Source organism: Citrobacter sp. CF971, assembly GCF_006385635.1.
Classification (GTDB): Bacteria; Pseudomonadota; Gammaproteobacteria; order Enterobacterales; family Enterobacteriaceae; genus Citrobacter; species Citrobacter freundii.
The window spans coordinates 3,047,525-3,063,951 of sequence record NZ_CP041051.1 but is presented as its reverse complement, the minus strand read 5'-3'; the positions used below and the strand labels follow the sequence as shown (position 1 = coordinate 3,063,951).

The following is a 16,427-nucleotide window of genomic DNA, read 5'->3' as shown; positions in this document are numbered from 1 at the left end:
TATGCTGGAAGATTTACGCGTGAACGGCTGGAGTCTGCGCCCCTGCTGCATGGTGGTGGCCTATCGGATTGCCCATTTTTGCTCCGTCTGGCGTAAAAAAAATATCATAAACAACCTGTGGGCCGCCCCGGTACTGGTGATGTACCGCCTTATCACCGAATGCCTGTTTGGCTATGAGATTCAGGCTGCTGCATCAATCGGTCGTCGTTTCACCATCCATCATGGCTATGGGGTGGTTATCAATAAACACGTGGTTGTGGGGGATGATTTTACCCTACGCCACGGCGTCACCATCGGCAATCTTGGCACCAACGATTTGTCCTGCCCGGTAATCGGTAACAGCGTTGAGCTGGGGGCCAATGTCACTCTGCTTGGCGACGTTGCTATTGGCGATAACGTGACGATTGGTGCCGGGAGCGTCGTGGTGGATAGCGTTCCGGACAATGCGCTGGTCGTGGGCGAGAAGGCACGGGTGAAGGTAATAAAATGAAGATATTACAATTTAATGTGCGACTCGCAGAAGGTGGGGCGGCAGGCGTGGCGTTAGATTTGCATCTGAGGTCGCTGGAAAAAGGGCTGTCGTCGCGTTTTGTCTATGGCTATGGCAAAGGCGGTAAAAAAAGCGCCAGCCATGCGAAATACCCGCAGGTTATCAAATATACGCCGCGCCTGACGTCGGCGGCGAACATTGCGCTGTTTCGTTTCGCGAACCGCGACATGTTCGGCAATCTCGACAAGCTATATCGTACGGTTACCCGCACTAACGGCCCGCTGGTACTGCATTTTCATGTGTTGCACAGCTACTGGTTGAACCTGGAAGAGGTAGTCTCCTTTTGCCAAAAAGTGAAAGCGCATAAACCGGATATCACCTTCGTCTGGACGCTGCACGATCACTGGAGTGTGACCGGGCGCTGTGCCTTTACCGATGGCTGCGAAGGCTGGAAAACGGGCTGTCTGCAATGCCCAACGCTGAGCAACTATCCGCCGGTAAAAATCGATAAAGCCCATCAACAGTTGCCCGTTAAGCGGCAGATGTTTCGTGCGATGCTGGCGCTGGGTTGCCAGTTTATCTCGCCCAGTCAGCATGTGGCCGACGCCTTCAACAGCCTGTATGGCGCGGGACGCTGCCGCATTATCAATAATGGCATTGATGTGGCAACTGAAACCATTCTTGCCGAACTACCCGCGATGCCTGAGGAGAGCGGTCGGCCGAAAATTGCCGTGGTGGCTCATGACCTGCGCTATGACGGCAAAACCAGTCAGCAACTGGTGCGAGCTATTACCGCGCTCGGAGACAAAATTGAGTTGCATACCTTCGGCAAATTTTCGCCATTTGCGGGAGATAACGTCATCAATCACGGTTTTGAGAGCGATAAGCGCACGTTGATGAGTGCGCTTAATCAGATGGATGGACTGGTGTTCAGCTCCCGTGTCGATAACTACCCGCTGATTCTGTGCGAAGCGCTGTCCATCGGCGTACCGGTAATAGCCACGCACAGCGATGCCGCGCAGGAAGTGCTGGCTAAATCAGGTGGAAAAACGTTCAGCGAAGCTGAAGTGTTGCAACTGGTGCAGCTGAAAAAATCAGACATTGCGCAGGCGGTATTTGACACGTCGCTTGCCGCATTTAGCCAGCGCAGCCAGTTGGCATACAGTGGACAACAGATGCTGGAGGAATATGTCTCGTTCTATCAGAATCTGTAGCTATCTGGTGCTACCGCTGCTTTATCTGCTAGTAAACGTCAAACTCGCCCAGCTTGGCGAGAGCTTCCCGATAACTATCGTCACCTTTTTACCCGTTCTGCTGTTGCTGTTTATCGAGCGCATCAATATCAAAAAATTAATGATCGCGCTGGGCGTAGGGGGCGGACTGACGGCATTTAACTATCTGTTCGGTCAGTCACTGGATGCCAGCAAGTACGTGACGTCCGCCATGTTGTTTATCTATACCGTGGTGATTATTGGCATGGTATGGAGTATTCGCTTCAAAACCATTTCACCGCATAACTACATTAAAATCTTGCGCTTTTTCTGGCTGGTTGTGGGACTGGTGGTGGGGTTAGCTGCAGCTGAAATGGCACAGATAATTCTCAGCGGCGGCAGCAGTTTAATGGAAGTTATTTCGAAATATCTTATTTACAGTAACAGCTATGTTCTGAACTTTATTAAGTTTGGTGGGAAACGAACCACCGCGCTCTATTTCGAACCGGCATTCTTCGCTCTGGCGTTAATCTCAATTTGGCTCAGTATCAAACAGTTTGGTATCAAAACACCTAAGTCCGATGCTATGATTCTGGTAGGGGTAATATTATCGGGATCGTTTTCAGGAGTAATGACGTTTATTTTGTTTTACCTCCTGGAATGGGCGTTTCAGTACCTAAATAAGGATGCGATAAAAAAGAAGCTACCTCTGGCGATAATCTCATTGAGCGTGTTTTTAGTTGGTGTGATATTTGCTTTTCCGTACATCGCAATGCGGCTTGGTGATTTAGGAACTGAAGGTTCGTCATCGTATTATCGTATCGTAGGACCATTAGTGATGGTCGGTTATTCGTTACTGAACGTTGATGGCGTAGTGAGATTTGGCTCACTTTATGAATACGTCGCGTCATTCGGAATTTTTAACGGTGCAGATGTCGGTAAAACAATAGACAATGGCTTGTATCTGCTGATTATTTATTTTTCATGGTTCGCGGTGATATTAGCCCTATGGTACATGGGGAAAGTCATGAAAATGATGATCAATGCGTTTGGCGATAATCAGAATTATCGGGTGCAGCTTTATCTTTTTACACCATTGTCACTGTTTTTTACAGGTTCAGTATTTAGTCCGGAATACGCATTTTTAATTGTGTGTCCGTTTATTTTGCGCAAGGCGCTGAATATCGCGAGGTAACTCACATGCTGCTCAGTATCATTACCGTCGCCTTTCGCAATCTGGAAGGGATCGTCAAAACTCACGCGTCGCTGGCACATCTGGCGCAAGCGGGTGATATCAGTTTTGAGTGGATTGTTGTTGATGGCGGCTCCTCGGATGGTACGTCGGCGTTTCTTGAAGGACTCAGTGGAGAACACCGGTTACGGTTTGTCAGCGAGCCGGATAACGGCATCTATGATGCGATGAACAAAGGCATCGCCATGGCGCGCGGGCGGTTTGCATTGTTCCTCAACTCCGGGGATATTCTGCATGTGAATGCGGCTTGTTTTATCCGCCAGCTAAAAATGCAGAGTGACCAAACTATGGTCATTGGCGATGCGTTGCTGGATTTCGGCAATGGCAACAAAATTAAGCGTCGGGCAAAACCGGGTTGGTATATTTATCACAGCCTGCCCGCCAGCCATCAGGCAATATTCTTTCCTCTCTCAGGACTGAATGTCTGGCATTATGATTTGCAATATAAAATATCGTCAGATTACGCGTTGGCAGCCAAATTATACAAATCCGGTTACGCTTTTAAAAAGCTGCGCGGGTTGGTGTCGGAATTTTCTATGGGCGGAGTTTCAACGACGAATAATCTGGAATTGTGCCGGGATGCCAAAAAAGTACAGCGCCAGATATTACATATGCCTGGTTTTTGGACCGGTTTGTCAGAATATTTACGTCTGCGCACAACCGATAAAGCAAAAACCTTATATGGAAAAACGTAAGAGCACAATATGCAAGACTTAAGCGGATTTAAAGTGCCTGGAGGTTTTCGCGGCGGCGGCGCTATTAAAGTGCAATTATGGTGGGCGGTGCAATCAACATTATTTCGCTGGTCTCCACAGGTCATGTATCGCTGGCGTGCATTTTTATTACGGATGTTTGGCGCAAAAATAGGAAAAAACGTAGTCATTCGGCCTTCAGTAAAAATTACTTATCCGTGGAAACTAACTCTGGGAGATTATGCCTGGGTGGGTGATGACGCGGTTTTATATACGTTAGGTGATATTACGATTGGGGCCCACGCAGTTATTTCGCAAAAAAGTTATTTATGCACCGGGAGTCATGATTATGCCAGCCAACATTTTGATATTAACGCCACACCGATAGTGGTTGGCGATAAATGCTGGCTGGCGACAGATGTCTTTGTCGCGCCTGGCGTAACGATTGGCGATGGCACCGTCGTCGGAGCACGAAGCAGCGTATTTAAATCGCTGCCAGCAAATGTCATTTGTCGGGGAAATCCCGCAGTAGTCACGCGCGAACGCGTCGAGAAAGTTACTCCCTGAGGGGATCACTGAAGAGGTTATAACATGTCAAAAGTCGCTCTCATTACTGGCGTAACCGGGCAGGATGGTTCTTACCTGGCAGAACTCCTGCTGGAAAAAGGGTACGAAGTACACGGTATTAAGCGTCGCGCTTCATCATTCAACACCGAACGTGTGGACCACATCTACCAGGATCCGCATTCAGGCAATCCCAAATTTCATCTGCACTATGGCGATTTGACGGACTCCTCCAATCTGACCCGTATTTTACAGGAAGTCCAACCGGATGAAGTCTATAACCTGGGTGCCATGAGCCACGTTGCGGTGTCGTTTGATTCACCGGAATACACCGCAGACGTTGATGCGATCGGCACCTTGCGCTTGCTGGAGGCGATCCGCTTCCTGGGTCTGGAAAAAAAGACCCGTTTTTATCAGGCGTCCACCTCTGAGCTGTATGGTCTGGTTCAGGAAATCCCGCAGAAAGAGAGCACGCCGTTCTATCCGCGTTCACCGTATGCCGTTGCTAAGCTGTATGCCTACTGGATAACCGTCAACTACCGTGAGTCTTACGGGATGTATGCCTGTAACGGCATTCTGTTTAACCACGAGTCTCCGCGCCGCGGCGAAACCTTTGTCACTCGCAAAATTACCCGGGCGATCGCCAACATCGCTCAGGGGCTGGAGTCTTGCCTGTACCTGGGCAACATGGATTCACTGCGCGACTGGGGGCATGCCAAAGATTACGTCAGGATGCAGTGGATGATGCTGCAGCAGGATAAGCCGGAAGATTTCGTGATTGCCACCGGCGTGCAGTATTCCGTGCGCCAGTTTGTAGAAATGGCGGCAGCACAACTGGGGATTAAATTGCGCTTTGAAGGTGAGGGCGTGAATGAAAAAGGCATCGTGGTTTCCGTGACCGGACATGATGCGCCGGGCGTGAAGCCAGGCGATGTCATGATTGCCGTTGACCCGCGCTACTTCCGTCCGGCTGAGGTGGAAACGCTGCTGGGCGATCCGGCCAAAGCACATGAAAAACTGGGCTGGAAACCGGAAATCACGCTGCGCCAGATGATCTCGGAAATGGTTGCTAACGATCTTGATGCGGCGAAGAAACATTCCCTGCTCAAGTCGCACGGTTACGAGGTTGCCATCGCGCTGGAGTACTGAGGATGAAGACACAACGTATTTTTGTGGCGGGCCATCGCGGGATGGTGGGGTCCGCCATCGTCAGACAATTGTCGCAGCGAAATAATGTGGAGCTGGTGCTGCGTACCCGCGACCAGCTTAATCTGCTGGACGCCAGTGCGGTGCAGGCGTTTTTTGCCGCTGAACGTATTGACCAGGTTTATCTGGCGGCGGCAAAAGTAGGAGGGATTGTGGCAAACAATACTTATCCTGCTGATTTTATTTATGAAAACATGATGATTGAGAGCAACATTATTCATGCTGCACATCTGCATAACGTGAATAAACTGTTGTTTCTCGGGTCATCCTGTATTTATCCCAAGCAAGCTACCCAGCCAATCGCCGAGAGTGAACTGTTGCAGGGGACACTTGAACCGACCAATGAGCCGTATGCGATTGCCAAAATTGCCGGTATCAAGCTGTGTGAATCGTATAACCGACAGTATGGCCGTGATTATCGCTCGGTGATGCCGACCAATCTGTATGGGCCGCATGACAACTTTCATCCGAGTAATTCGCATGTGATCCCGGCGCTGCTGCGCCGCTTTCATGAAGCTCGCGGGCAAAATGCGCCGGATGTGGTGGTATGGGGCAGCGGGACGCCAATGCGTGAATTTCTGCATGTCGACGATATGGCGGCGGCCAGTATCCACGTGATGGAGTTGGCTCAGGAAGTGTTGCAGGAATATACCCAGCCTATGCTGTCGCATATCAACGTGGGTACCGGCGTGGACTGCACCATCCGTGAACTGGCGCAGACTATTGCGGAGGTCGTGGGTTACAAGGGGCGCGTGGTGTTTGACGCCAGCAAACCGGACGGCACGCCGCGCAAATTGCTTGACGTTACGCGTCTGCATCAGTTGGGCTGGTATCACGAGATATCTCTGCAAGCGGGACTTGCCAGTACATATCAGTGGTTTCTTGAAAACCAGCAGCGTTACCGGGGGTAAGCATGTTTTTACGTCATGAGGATTTTTCCACCGTTGTACGTTCAACTCCGCTGATTTCCATCGATTTGATCGTGGAAAACGCCCACGGTGAATTTCTGCTTGGCAAGCGCCTCAATCGTCCTGCGCAGGGGTACTGGTTTGTGCCCGGCGGTCGGGTGCAAAAAGATGAACCGTTGCACGCGGCCTTTGAGCGGCTTACTGAAGCTGAGCTGGGGTTACGTTTACCGCTGTCCGCTGCGCAGTTTTACGGTGTCTGGCAGCACTTCTATGACGACAACTTTTCCGGGGAAGATTTCTCAACGCATTACATCGTGCTGGGATTTCGTCTGCGGGTGTCGGAAAACGACCTGCAACTGCCTGACGTTCAACATGACGCGTACCGCTGGCTGGCAATTGAAGAGATTCTGGCCAGTGACCACGTGCACGACAACAGCCGGGCTTACTTCTGTGAGAAGAGTCAGGCCGGAGCACCCGGGCTATGAAGATCCTTGTGTATGGCATCAACTATTCGCCGGAGTTGACCGGTATCGGTAAATACACCGGTGAAATGGTGGAATGGATGGCGCAACAGGGGCATGACGTACGGGTGATCACTGCGCCGCCTTATTATCCGCAGTGGAAAGTCAACGGTCGCTATTCATCCTGGCGCTACCATCGTGAAGAGGGCGATGCCATCGTCTGGCGTTGCCCGCTGTATGTGCCTGAGCAGCCCTCCACGCTCAAGCGTCTACTGCATTTAGGCAGTTTCGCCCTGAGCAGTTTCTTCCCGCTGCTGGCGCAGCGCCGCTGGAAGCCGGATCGCATCATTGGGGTAGTACCGACGCTGTTTTGTACGCCGGGAATGCGCCTGCTGGCGAAGCTGTCCGGGGCGCGCACGCTGCTGCATATTCAGGACTACGAGGTTGATGCCATGTTGGGACTTGGCATGGCGGGCAAAGGCAAGCGCGGTCTGGTGGCAAAACTGGCCAGCGCCTTTGAGCGCAGTGGGCTGTTGAATATGGATCATATTTCGACCATTTCTCGCTCAATGATGAATAAAGCACAGGAAAAGGGCGTTGATGCACAGAAGGTTATTTTCTTTCCGAACTGGTCAGAAGTAGCGCGTTTTCGCGATGTGGACGCCGCCGATGCTCTGGCGTTGCGCCAGCAGCTGGGCTTACCTGATGGAAAAAAAATCATTCTCTACTCTGGCAATATTGGTGAAAAGCAAGGACTGGAGAGTGTGATCGACGCAGCGGCCCTGTTGAGCGAACGGCCCTGGCTGTTTGTGATTGTCGGGCAGGGCGGGGGTAAAGCGCGGCTGGAGAGTATGGCCAGCGAACGCGGCCTGAACAATGTGATGTTCTTTCCGCTGCAATCTTATGACGCGCTGCCTGCACTGCTCAAAATGGCGGACTGTCATCTGGTGGTACAAAAGCGCGGTGCGGCGGATGCCGTACTGCCCTCCAAACTGACCAATATCCTCGCCGTTGGTGGTAACGCTGTGATTACCGCCGAGCCGGAAACCGAGCTGGGGCAGCTCTGTAACATTGTTCCAGGCATCGCTGTATGCGTGGAGCCGGAATCGGTAAATGCGCTGGTTTGCGGTATCCAACAAGCGTTGAGGATGCCAAAAGTCAATACGGTGGCACGTGACTATGCCGAACGCACGCTGGATAAAGATAACGTGCTTAGCCAATTTATTGCTGATATTCGGGGTTAATGATGAGTCAAAGCAAACTCTTTCCGGTAGTGATGGCCGGTGGCTCGGGTAGCCGTTTATGGCCTCTGTCCCGCGTATTGTATCCAAAGCAGTTCCTGTGCCTGAAAGGTGATCTCACTATGCTGCAGACAACGATCTGTCGTCTGAATGGCGTGGAGTGTGAAAGCCCGGTGGTTATCTGTAATGAACAACACCGTTTCATCGTCGCGGAACAGCTACGGCAACTGCACAAGCTGACTGAGAACATTATTCTCGAACCCGCCGGACGTAACACGGCACCGGCGATAGCGCTGGCCGCACTGGCGGCAAAACGTCAAAGCCCGGAGGAAGATCCGCTGCTGCTGGTATTGGCGGCCGATCACATGATTGCCGACGAAGAGGCATTTCGCGAGGCGGTTCGCAATGCTATGCCCTATGCCAGTGCGGGTAAGCTGGTGACGTTTGGTATCGTGCCGGACCAGCCGGAAACGGGCTATGGCTATATCCGCCGTGGCGTGGTTTCGCCAACGAATACCGACGCCGTGGCGTTCGAAGTGGCGCAGTTTGTTGAAAAACCCAATCTGGAAACCGCGCAGGCTTATGTGGCGAACGGCGATTACTACTGGAACAGCGGCATGTTCTTGTTCCGCGCCGGACGTTACCTGGAAGAACTGGAAAAGTACCGCCCCGACATTCTTGAGGCTTGTGCGAATGCCATGAGTACGGTCGACCCCGATCTCGATTTTATCCGCGTTGATGAACAGGCGTTTCTCGCCTGTCCGGAAGAGTCTGTGGACTATGCGGTAATGGAACGTACGGCCGATGCGGTGGTGATGCCCATGAACGCAGGCTGGAGCGATGTTGGCTCCTGGTCATCGCTGTGGGAAATCAGCGCCCATACTGCCGAAGGCAATGTGCATCATGGCGACGTCATTAGCCACAAAACGGAAAACAGCTACGTGTATGCCGAATCTGGCCTGGTGACGACCGTCGGGGTGAAGGATCTGGTGGTGGTGCAGACCAAAGATGCGGTGCTGATCGCCGATCGCAACGCGGTGCAGGACGTCAAAAAAGTGGTGGAGCAAATTAAAGCTGACGGACGACATGAACACCATATTCACCGTGAAGTTTACCGTCCGTGGGGCAAGTATGACTCCATTGATGCCGGAGACCGTTACCAGGTGAAGCGAATTACCGTTAAACCCGGTGAAGGATTGTCCGTGCAGATGCATCATCACCGGGCTGAACACTGGGTAGTGGTGGCCGGTACCGCGAAAGTGACGATCAATGATGACATCAAACTGCTCGCTGAAAACGAGTCTGTCTATATTCCGCTTGGGGCGACCCATTGTCTGGAGAATCCCGGGAAAATCCCGCTCGATCTGATTGAAGTGCGCTCCGGATCTTACCTCGATGAGGATGATGTGGTGCGGTTTGCGGACAGATACGGGCGTACCTGATGCCGGATGTGCTTCGCTTATCCAGCCTACAACACCGTAGGCCCGGTAAGCGAAGCGCGCCGGGAAATGCATTTAACACTCATTAAAAGGCTCATTAAGAGTCAGGGCCTCCTGTTGCCTGAAGAAGGGTAAATCATGACGAAATTAACCTGTTTCAAAGCCTACGATATTCGCGGCAGGCTGGGCGAAGAGCTGAATGAAGATATCGCGTGGCGTATTGGCCGCGCTTACGGTGAGTTCCTGAAGCCAAAAACGATTGTCCTCGGCGGCGATGTGCGCCTGACCAGTGAGACGCTGAAGCTGGCGCTGGCGAAAGGACTACAGGATGCGGGGGTGGATGTGCTGGATATTGGCATGTCGGGTACCGAAGAGATTTATTTTGCCACATTCCACCTGGGTATTGACGGCGGTATTGAAGTGACCGCCAGCCATAATCCGATGGATTACAACGGCATGAAGCTGGTGCGGGAAGGGGCACGGCCCATCAGCGGTGATACCGGTCTGCGCGACGTACAGCGCCTGGCGGAAGCCAACGACTTCCCGGCGGTTGATGAGACAAAACGTGGCCGCTACCAGCGTATTACTACCCGTGATGCCTACATTGACCACCTGCTGGGTTACATCAATCCCGCCAATCTGAAACCGATGAAGCTGGTGCTCAATTCCGGCAACGGCGCGGCAGGCCCTGTAGTGGACGCCATTGAAGCCCGTTTTAAAACATTGGGCGTGCCGGTCGAGTTTATCAAAATCCACAATACGCCGGATGGCAACTTCCCCAACGGTATTCCCAATCCTCTGCTGCCGGAATGTCGGGCTGACACGCGCAACGCGGTTATTGAACACGGCGCGGATATGGGGATTGCCTTCGACGGTGATTTTGACCGCTGCTTCCTGTTCGATGAAAAAGGTCAGTTCATTGAGGGCTACTACATTGTCGGCCTGCTGGCGGAAGCGTTTCTGGAGAAGAATCCGGGGGCGAAAATTATCCACGACCCACGTCTGTCCTGGAACACCGTGGATGTGGTGACGGCGGCAGGCGGTAAACCGGTGATGTCAAAAACCGGACACGCGTTTATCAAAGAGCGGATGCGCCACGAAGATGCCGTCTACGGCGGTGAGATGAGTGCGCATCACTATTTCCGTGACTTTGCCTACTGTGACAGCGGCATGATCCCGTGGCTGCTGGTGGCGGAATTGTTGTCTCTGAAAGGACAGTCGCTGGGCGAACTGGTCCGCGACCGGATGGTGGCCTACCCGGCGAGTGGTGAAATAAACAGCACGCTGGCAGAGCCGGCGGCAGCGATTGCGCGCGTGGAGCAGCATTTTTCCCGTGAGGCGCTGACGGTTGACAGAACGGACGGTATCAGCATGTCGTTTGTCGACTGGCGCTTCAATTTACGCTCTTCCAATACCGAACCGGTGGTGCGCCTGAACGTGGAATCGCGCGGAGATATTCCGTTGATGGAAGCGCGAACGCGCACTCTTCTGGCGTTACTGAATCAGTAATGCTGGTGCTTCCTTTGCCCGATTCTGGGCAAAGGGTGACTAACAGGAACCACGATGACACATCTAAAGAAGCGCGAGCGCGCCAAAACCAATGCGTCGTTAATTTCGATGGTGCAACGCTTTTCAGATATCACCATCATGTTTGGCGGGTTGTGGGTAATCTGCGAATTAAGCGGTTTGCCTTTCCTGTACATGCACCTGCTGGTGGCGCTGATCACGCTGGTCGTTTTTCAGATGCTCGGTGGCATAACGGATTTTTATCGCTCCTGGCGTGGTGTCAAAATGACCACTGAGCTGGTGCTGTTGCTGCAAAACTGGACGCTGAGCCTGATTTTTTGCGCAGGTCTGATCGCCTTTAATAACGATTTTGATAACCGTCTCGCCGTCTGGCTGGCGTGGTATCTGCTGTCCAGTGTTGGCCTGGTGTTGAGTCGTTCGTTTATTCGCTACGGTGCGGGATGGCTGCGTAATCGCGGGTACAACACTCGTCGGGTGGCGGTGGCAGGGGACCTGCCAGCTGGACAAATGCTGCTGGACAGTTTTCGCCATGAACCGTGGCTGGGGTTTGAAGTAGCGGGGGTCTATCACGACCCTATCCCTGGAAAAAACTCCCGCGACTGGGCCGGTAATCTGCAACAACTGGTGGATGACGCCAAAGCCTCACGCATTCATAACGTTTATATCGCCATGTCGATGAGCGATGGTGCCAGCGTCAAAAAATTGGTGCGCGAGCTGGCCGATACCACCTGTTCAGTGATCCTTATTCCTGATGTCTTTACCTTCAACATTCTGCATTCCCGGATTGAAGAGATGAACGGCATTCCGGTGGTGCCACTGTATGACACGCCACTCTCGGGGATTAATCGTCTGTTAAAACGCGCGGAAGATATCGTGCTGGCTTCACTGATCCTGCTACTTATTTCCCCGGTGCTGTGTGGCATAGCACTACTGGTAAAACTGACCTCCAAAGGACCGGTGATTTTCCGCCAGACTCGCTATGGCATGGATGGGAAGCCGATCAAAGTCTGGAAGTTTCGCTCAATGAAAGTGATGGAAAACGATGCGGTGGTGACGCAGGCCACGCAAAACGATCCGCGCGTTACCCCTGTGGGAAATTTCCTGCGTCGGACGTCGCTTGATGAACTGCCGCAGTTTATTAACGTGCTCACCGGGGGGATGTCTATCGTCGGACCACGTCCGCATGCGGTGGCGCATAACGAACAGTACCGCCAACTGATTGAGGGATACATGTTACGCCATAAGGTGAAACCGGGTATTACCGGCTGGGCGCAAATCAACGGCTGGCGCGGTGAAACCGATACGCTGGAAAAAATGGAGAAACGTGTGGAGTTTGACCTCGAATACATTCGCGAGTGGAGCGTGTGGTTCGATATCAAAATTGTTTTTCTGACGATATTCAAAGGCTTTGTTAACAAAGCGGCGTATTAACATGAGCTTACGAGAAAAAACGCTTAATGGCGCAAAGTGGTCGGCGATTGCCACGGTGATCATTATTGGGCTCGGACTTATTCAGATGACCGTCCTGGCGCGAATTATTGATAACCACCAGTTCGGGTTGTTAACCGTGTCGCTGGTGATCATAGCGCTGGCCGATACGCTGTCGGATTTCGGTATCGCCAACTCAATTATTCAACGCAAAGAGATTGGTTATCTGGAGCTGACGACGCTGTACTGGCTAAATGTTGGGCTGGGTATCATGGTATGCGTGGCGATGTTTTTGCTGAGCGAGACGATTGCCCATGTGCTCAATAACCCAGAACTGGCACCGCTCATCAAAACCTTATCACTGGCGTTTGTGGTGATACCGCACGGGCAGCAGTTTCGCGCGCTGATGCAAAAAGAGCTGGCCTTCAACAAAATTGGCATGATTGAAACCAGTTCGGTGCTGGCTGGATTTACCTTTACCGTGGTCAGCGCCCATTTCTGGCCGCTCGCGCTGACGGCCATTCTTGGGTATCTGGTGAATAGTACGCTACGTACGCTGCTGTTCGGCTATTTTGGCCGCCGGATTTACCGACCCGGGCTGCATTTTTCGCTGGCATCCGTTTCGTCGAACCTGCGTTTTGGCGCATGGCTGACGGCAGACAGCATCATCAATTACATCAATACCAACCTTTCCACGCTGGTTTTAGCTCGCACGTTGGGAGCTGGCGTGGCGGGCGGATTCAATCTCGCCTGGAACGTGGCGGTTGTCCCGCCGATCAAACTGAACCCGATTATCACCCGCGTGCTGTTTCCGGCGTTTGCCAAAATCCAGGACGACAGCGAAAAACTACGAGTGAATTTTTACAAGTTGCTGTCAGTGGTTGGGATTATCAACTTCCCAGCGCTACTGGGACTGATGGTGGTGTCGAATAACGTGGTGCCGCTGGTATTCGGCGATAAGTGGAACGGCATTATTCCGGTCCTGCAACTATTGTGCATTGTGGGTTTGCTGCGATCCGTGGGGAATCCAATAGGATCGCTTTTGATGGCGAAAGCCCGGGTCGATATCAGCTTCAAATTCAATGTGTTCAAAACCTTTTTGTTTATTCCTGCCATTTTCATTGGCGGTCATCTGGCGGGGGCGATTGGCGTGACGCTGGGCTTTCTGTTGGTCCAGGTGATTAACACGATCCTCAGCTACTTCGTGATGATCAAACCTGTTCTTGGCTCCAGCTACCGTCAGTACATGCTCAGCCTGTGGCTGCCGTTGTATCTCTCCTTACCAACCCTTGTGGTGAGCTATGCGTTGGGCTTAACCCTGCGTAACCTGGTGCCATTAAGCGCGCTGCTGGGGATCCAGATAGCGGCAGGAGCACTGGTGTTTGCGCTAATGATTGTGCTGTCGCGCCATCCGCTGGTGGTGGAAATAAAACGCCAACTCTGTCGCAGTGAAAAAATGAAAACCTTGCTCCGTGCGGGATAAGAACAACGTTTTAAGAGGTCATAATGAAATTACTAATTTTAGGCAACCATACCTGCGGGAACCGAGGGGATAGCGCGATCCTGCGCGGTTTGCTGGATGCCATTAACGCGTTGCGTCCCGAGACCGAAGTGGATGTGATGAGCCGTTACCCGGTGAGCTCTTCGTGGTTGTTAAACCGCCCGGTGATGGGCGACCCGCTGTATTTGCAGATGAAGCAACACAACAACGCAGCGGGTGTTATGGGGCGCGTGAAGAAAGTGCTGCGTCGTCGCTATCAGCATCAGGTACTGCTCTCGCGTGTTACCGATTCCGGTAATCTGCGCAATATCGCTATCGCCCAGGGCTTTACCGATTTTGTCCGTCTGCTGTCGCGCTATGACGCCATCATCCAGGTCGGCGGATCGTTCTTTGTCGATCTGTATGGCGTGCCGCAGTTTGAACATGCCCTGTGTTCGTTTATGGCGAAAAAACCGCTGTACATGATTGGTCACAGCGTGGGGCCATTCCAGGATGAGCAGTTTAATCAACTGGCGAACTACGTGTTTGGTCACTGTAATGCGTTGATTTTACGTGAATCCGTCAGTCTGGATCTGATGAAGCGCAGCGCAATTACCACGGATAAAGTCGAAACTGGCGTGGATACGGCCTGGCTGGTTGACAACCATCATGAGGATTTTGAGCCAGGTTATGCGGTACAGCACTGGTTAGACATGGCGGCTAAACAGAAGACCGTTGCCATTACATTGCGTGAGCTGGCTCCTTTTGATAAGCGTCTGGGGACAACTCAGCAGGCCTATGAGCAAGCCTTTTCCGGGGTGGTGAACCGCATCCTCGACGAAGGTTACCAGGTGATAGCGCTGTCAACTTGCACCGGTATTGATAGTTACAACAAAGATGACCGCATGGTGGCGTTAAACCTGCGCCAGTATGTTAACGATCCGGCCCGATATCACGTGGTGATGGATGAACTTAACGATCTGGAGATGGGGAAGATTCTGGGCGCCTGCGATCTGACGGTGGGGACTCGCTTGCATTCTGCCATCATCTCGATGAATTTTATGACGCCTGCCATCGCCATTAACTACGAGCACAAATCGGCCGGGATCATGCAACAACTGGGGTTACCGGAGATGGCTGTTGATATTCGTCATCTTCTCGATGGCGGTCTCGAAGGGAAGGTTGCCGATACTCTCGGACAGTTACCTGAGCTGCGCATACGTCTCGGCGACGCGGTTATGCGCGAACGCGAACGTGGGGTACGCATGGTGCAGTCGGTTTTAACGCGTATTGAGGGGGATAAATGAAGATTGGTTTTTTCCTGCTTAAATTTCCGCTCTCCTCCGAGACATTTGTACTCAATCAGATAACCGCATTTATCGATATGGGCTACGACGTGGAGATTGTCGCTTTGCAGAAGGGCGATCTTGAAAATACTCATGCCTCCTTTAATACCTACCGTCTGGGTGAAAAAACTCGCTGGTTGCTGAATGAACCGGAAAGCAAACTGGCGAAACTGAAATATAGGGCAGCGGCGGCTCTGCACGGTATTACCCGCGCAGCGACTTGGAAAGCGCTCAATGTTGCACGCTATGGCGATGAGGCGCGCAATCTGATTTTGGCAGCTATTTGCGGCGGGAATCCGCAAGCGTTTGAGGCGGATGTCTTTATTGCTCATTTTGGGCCCGCAGGCGTAACGGCCGCCAAGCTGCGTGAGCTTGGGATGATCCGCGGAAAAATCGCCACGGTATTTCATGGGGTTGATGTTTCGCACCGGGGCGTTTTGGCCCGCTATACCCCTGAGTATCAGCAGCTGTTTCAACGCGGTGATTTAATGTTGCCCATCAGCAATCTCTGGGCCGGACGTTTAAAAAACATGGGATGCCCGCCGCAAAAAATTGCCGTCTCGCGTATGGGAATCGATATGACACGCTTTACGCCACGCCAGTTGAAATCGCCAACTACACCGCTGGAGATTATCTCTGTTGCCCGGTTAACCGAGAAAAAAGGACTGCACCTCGCCATCGAAGCTTGTCGTCAGTTAAAAGAGCAGGGCGTTTCATTTCGTTATCGAATTCTGGGTATCGGCCCTTGGGAGCGTCGTTTACGTACGCTGATCGAGCAATATCAACTCGATGACGTTATTGAGATGCCCGGCTTTAAGCCCAGTCATCAGGTAAAGGAGATGCTTGAACAGGCGGATGTATTTTTGCTGCCTTCGATCACCGGAAGAGACGGCGATATGGAAGGGATCCCGGTGGCACTGATGGAGGCAATGGCGGTGGGTATTCCGGTGATTTCCACCGTTCACAGCGGGATCCCGGAGCTGGTCGAGTCGGGTAAATCAGGCTGGCTGGCACCGGAAAACGACGCGCAGGCACTGGCAGAGCGTTTAGCGGCATTTAGCCTGCTCGACAGTGAGCAGGTACAGTCGATTGTTCAGTGTGCGCGTGAAAAAATTGAAAATGAATTTAATCAGTTAGCTATCAATAAACAGTTAGCCAGTCTGCTGCAAACGATGTAAATCG

The 16,427-nt window shown here is 52.3% G+C and carries 15 protein-coding genes; all 15 read left to right on the top strand.

The features are described from left to right. The first annotated feature begins 1 nt into the window (after position 1). The 15 genes from wcaB (at position 2) to wcaL (ending at position 16,423) form a co-directional block, all read left to right on the top strand. The gene (wcaB, locus tag E6P06_RS18425) at positions 2 to 490 is read left to right on the top strand and encodes a colanic acid biosynthesis acetyltransferase WcaB (protein ID WP_003841792.1); all 489 of its coding nucleotides are present in this window, start codon (positions 2 to 4) and stop codon (positions 488 to 490) included. After that, positions 487 to 1,704, top strand: coding sequence for a colanic acid biosynthesis glycosyltransferase WcaC (wcaC, locus tag E6P06_RS18420; protein WP_003036756.1), 1,218 nt, complete (start codon positions 487 to 489; stop codon positions 1,702 to 1,704). Before wcaB ends, wcaC begins: the two co-directional genes overlap by 4 nt. Continuing rightward, positions 1,679 to 2,896 (top strand): colanic acid polymerase WcaD, encoded by a 1,218-nt coding sequence (wcaD, locus tag E6P06_RS18415; RefSeq protein ID WP_139935549.1) that lies wholly within the window; start codon positions 1,679 to 1,681, stop codon positions 2,894 to 2,896. Before wcaC ends, wcaD begins: the two co-directional genes overlap by 26 nt. Before the next feature lie 5 nt (positions 2,897 to 2,901). Then, the gene (gene wcaE, locus E6P06_RS18410) at positions 2,902 to 3,648 is read left to right on the top strand and encodes a colanic acid biosynthesis glycosyltransferase WcaE (RefSeq protein WP_139935548.1); all 747 of its coding nucleotides are present in this window, start codon (positions 2,902 to 2,904) and stop codon (positions 3,646 to 3,648) included. Between the two features lie 9 nt (positions 3,649 to 3,657). Then, positions 3,658 to 4,212, top strand: coding sequence for a colanic acid biosynthesis acetyltransferase WcaF (wcaF, locus tag E6P06_RS18405; protein WP_003841800.1), 555 nt, complete (start codon positions 3,658 to 3,660; stop codon positions 4,210 to 4,212). A 24-nt stretch (positions 4,213 to 4,236) separates the two neighbouring features. Continuing rightward, positions 4,237 to 5,358, top strand: a complete 1,122-nt coding sequence (gene gmd, locus E6P06_RS18400; RefSeq protein ID WP_003036748.1) for a GDP-mannose 4,6-dehydratase — start codon at positions 4,237 to 4,239, stop codon at positions 5,356 to 5,358. A gap of 2 nt (positions 5,359 to 5,360) precedes the next feature. Further along, positions 5,361 to 6,326, top strand: a complete 966-nt coding sequence (locus tag E6P06_RS18395) for a GDP-L-fucose synthase (RefSeq protein ID WP_003841801.1) — start codon at positions 5,361 to 5,363, stop codon at positions 6,324 to 6,326. 2 nt (positions 6,327 to 6,328) lie between these two features. Continuing rightward, entirely contained in the window at positions 6,329 to 6,808 is a 480-nt protein-coding gene (locus E6P06_RS18390; protein ID WP_139935547.1) for a GDP-mannose mannosyl hydrolase, read from the top strand. Next, on the top strand, positions 6,805 to 8,028 hold the full coding sequence (wcaI, locus tag E6P06_RS18385) for a colanic acid biosynthesis fucosyltransferase WcaI (RefSeq protein WP_139935546.1): 1,224 nt from the start codon (positions 6,805 to 6,807) through the stop codon (positions 8,026 to 8,028). The genes E6P06_RS18390 and wcaI overlap by 4 nt, the downstream gene beginning before the upstream one ends. 2 nt (positions 8,029 to 8,030) lie before the next feature. After that, positions 8,031 to 9,467, top strand: a complete 1,437-nt coding sequence (cpsB, locus tag E6P06_RS18380) for a mannose-1-phosphate guanyltransferase (RefSeq protein WP_139935913.1) — start codon at positions 8,031 to 8,033, stop codon at positions 9,465 to 9,467. Between the two features lie 135 nt (positions 9,468 to 9,602). Continuing rightward, on the top strand, positions 9,603 to 10,973 hold the full coding sequence (gene cpsG, locus E6P06_RS18375) for a colanic acid biosynthesis phosphomannomutase CpsG (RefSeq protein WP_139935545.1): 1,371 nt from the start codon (positions 9,603 to 9,605) through the stop codon (positions 10,971 to 10,973). A gap of 54 nt (positions 10,974 to 11,027) precedes the next feature. Beyond that, positions 11,028 to 12,422, top strand: a complete 1,395-nt coding sequence (gene wcaJ, locus E6P06_RS18370; RefSeq protein ID WP_061549040.1) for an undecaprenyl-phosphate glucose phosphotransferase — start codon at positions 11,028 to 11,030, stop codon at positions 12,420 to 12,422. Between the two features lies 1 nt (position 12,423). Further along, a complete protein-coding gene (gene wzxC / locus E6P06_RS18365; RefSeq protein ID WP_139935544.1) occupies positions 12,424 to 13,902 on the top strand; it encodes a colanic acid undecaprenyl disphosphate flippase WzxC in 1,479 nt (492 codons plus the stop codon). Positions 13,903 to 13,925: 23 nt separating this feature from the next. Then, complete coding sequence (gene wcaK / locus E6P06_RS18360; RefSeq protein WP_003841813.1) at positions 13,926 to 15,206, top strand: colanic acid biosynthesis pyruvyl transferase WcaK; 1,281 nt, start codon at positions 13,926 to 13,928, stop codon at positions 15,204 to 15,206. After that, positions 15,203 to 16,423 (top strand): colanic acid biosynthesis glycosyltransferase WcaL, encoded by a 1,221-nt coding sequence (gene wcaL / locus E6P06_RS18355; RefSeq protein WP_139935543.1) that lies wholly within the window; start codon positions 15,203 to 15,205, stop codon positions 16,421 to 16,423. Before wcaK ends, wcaL begins: the two co-directional genes overlap by 4 nt. Positions 16,424 to 16,427: the final 4 nt, after the last annotated feature.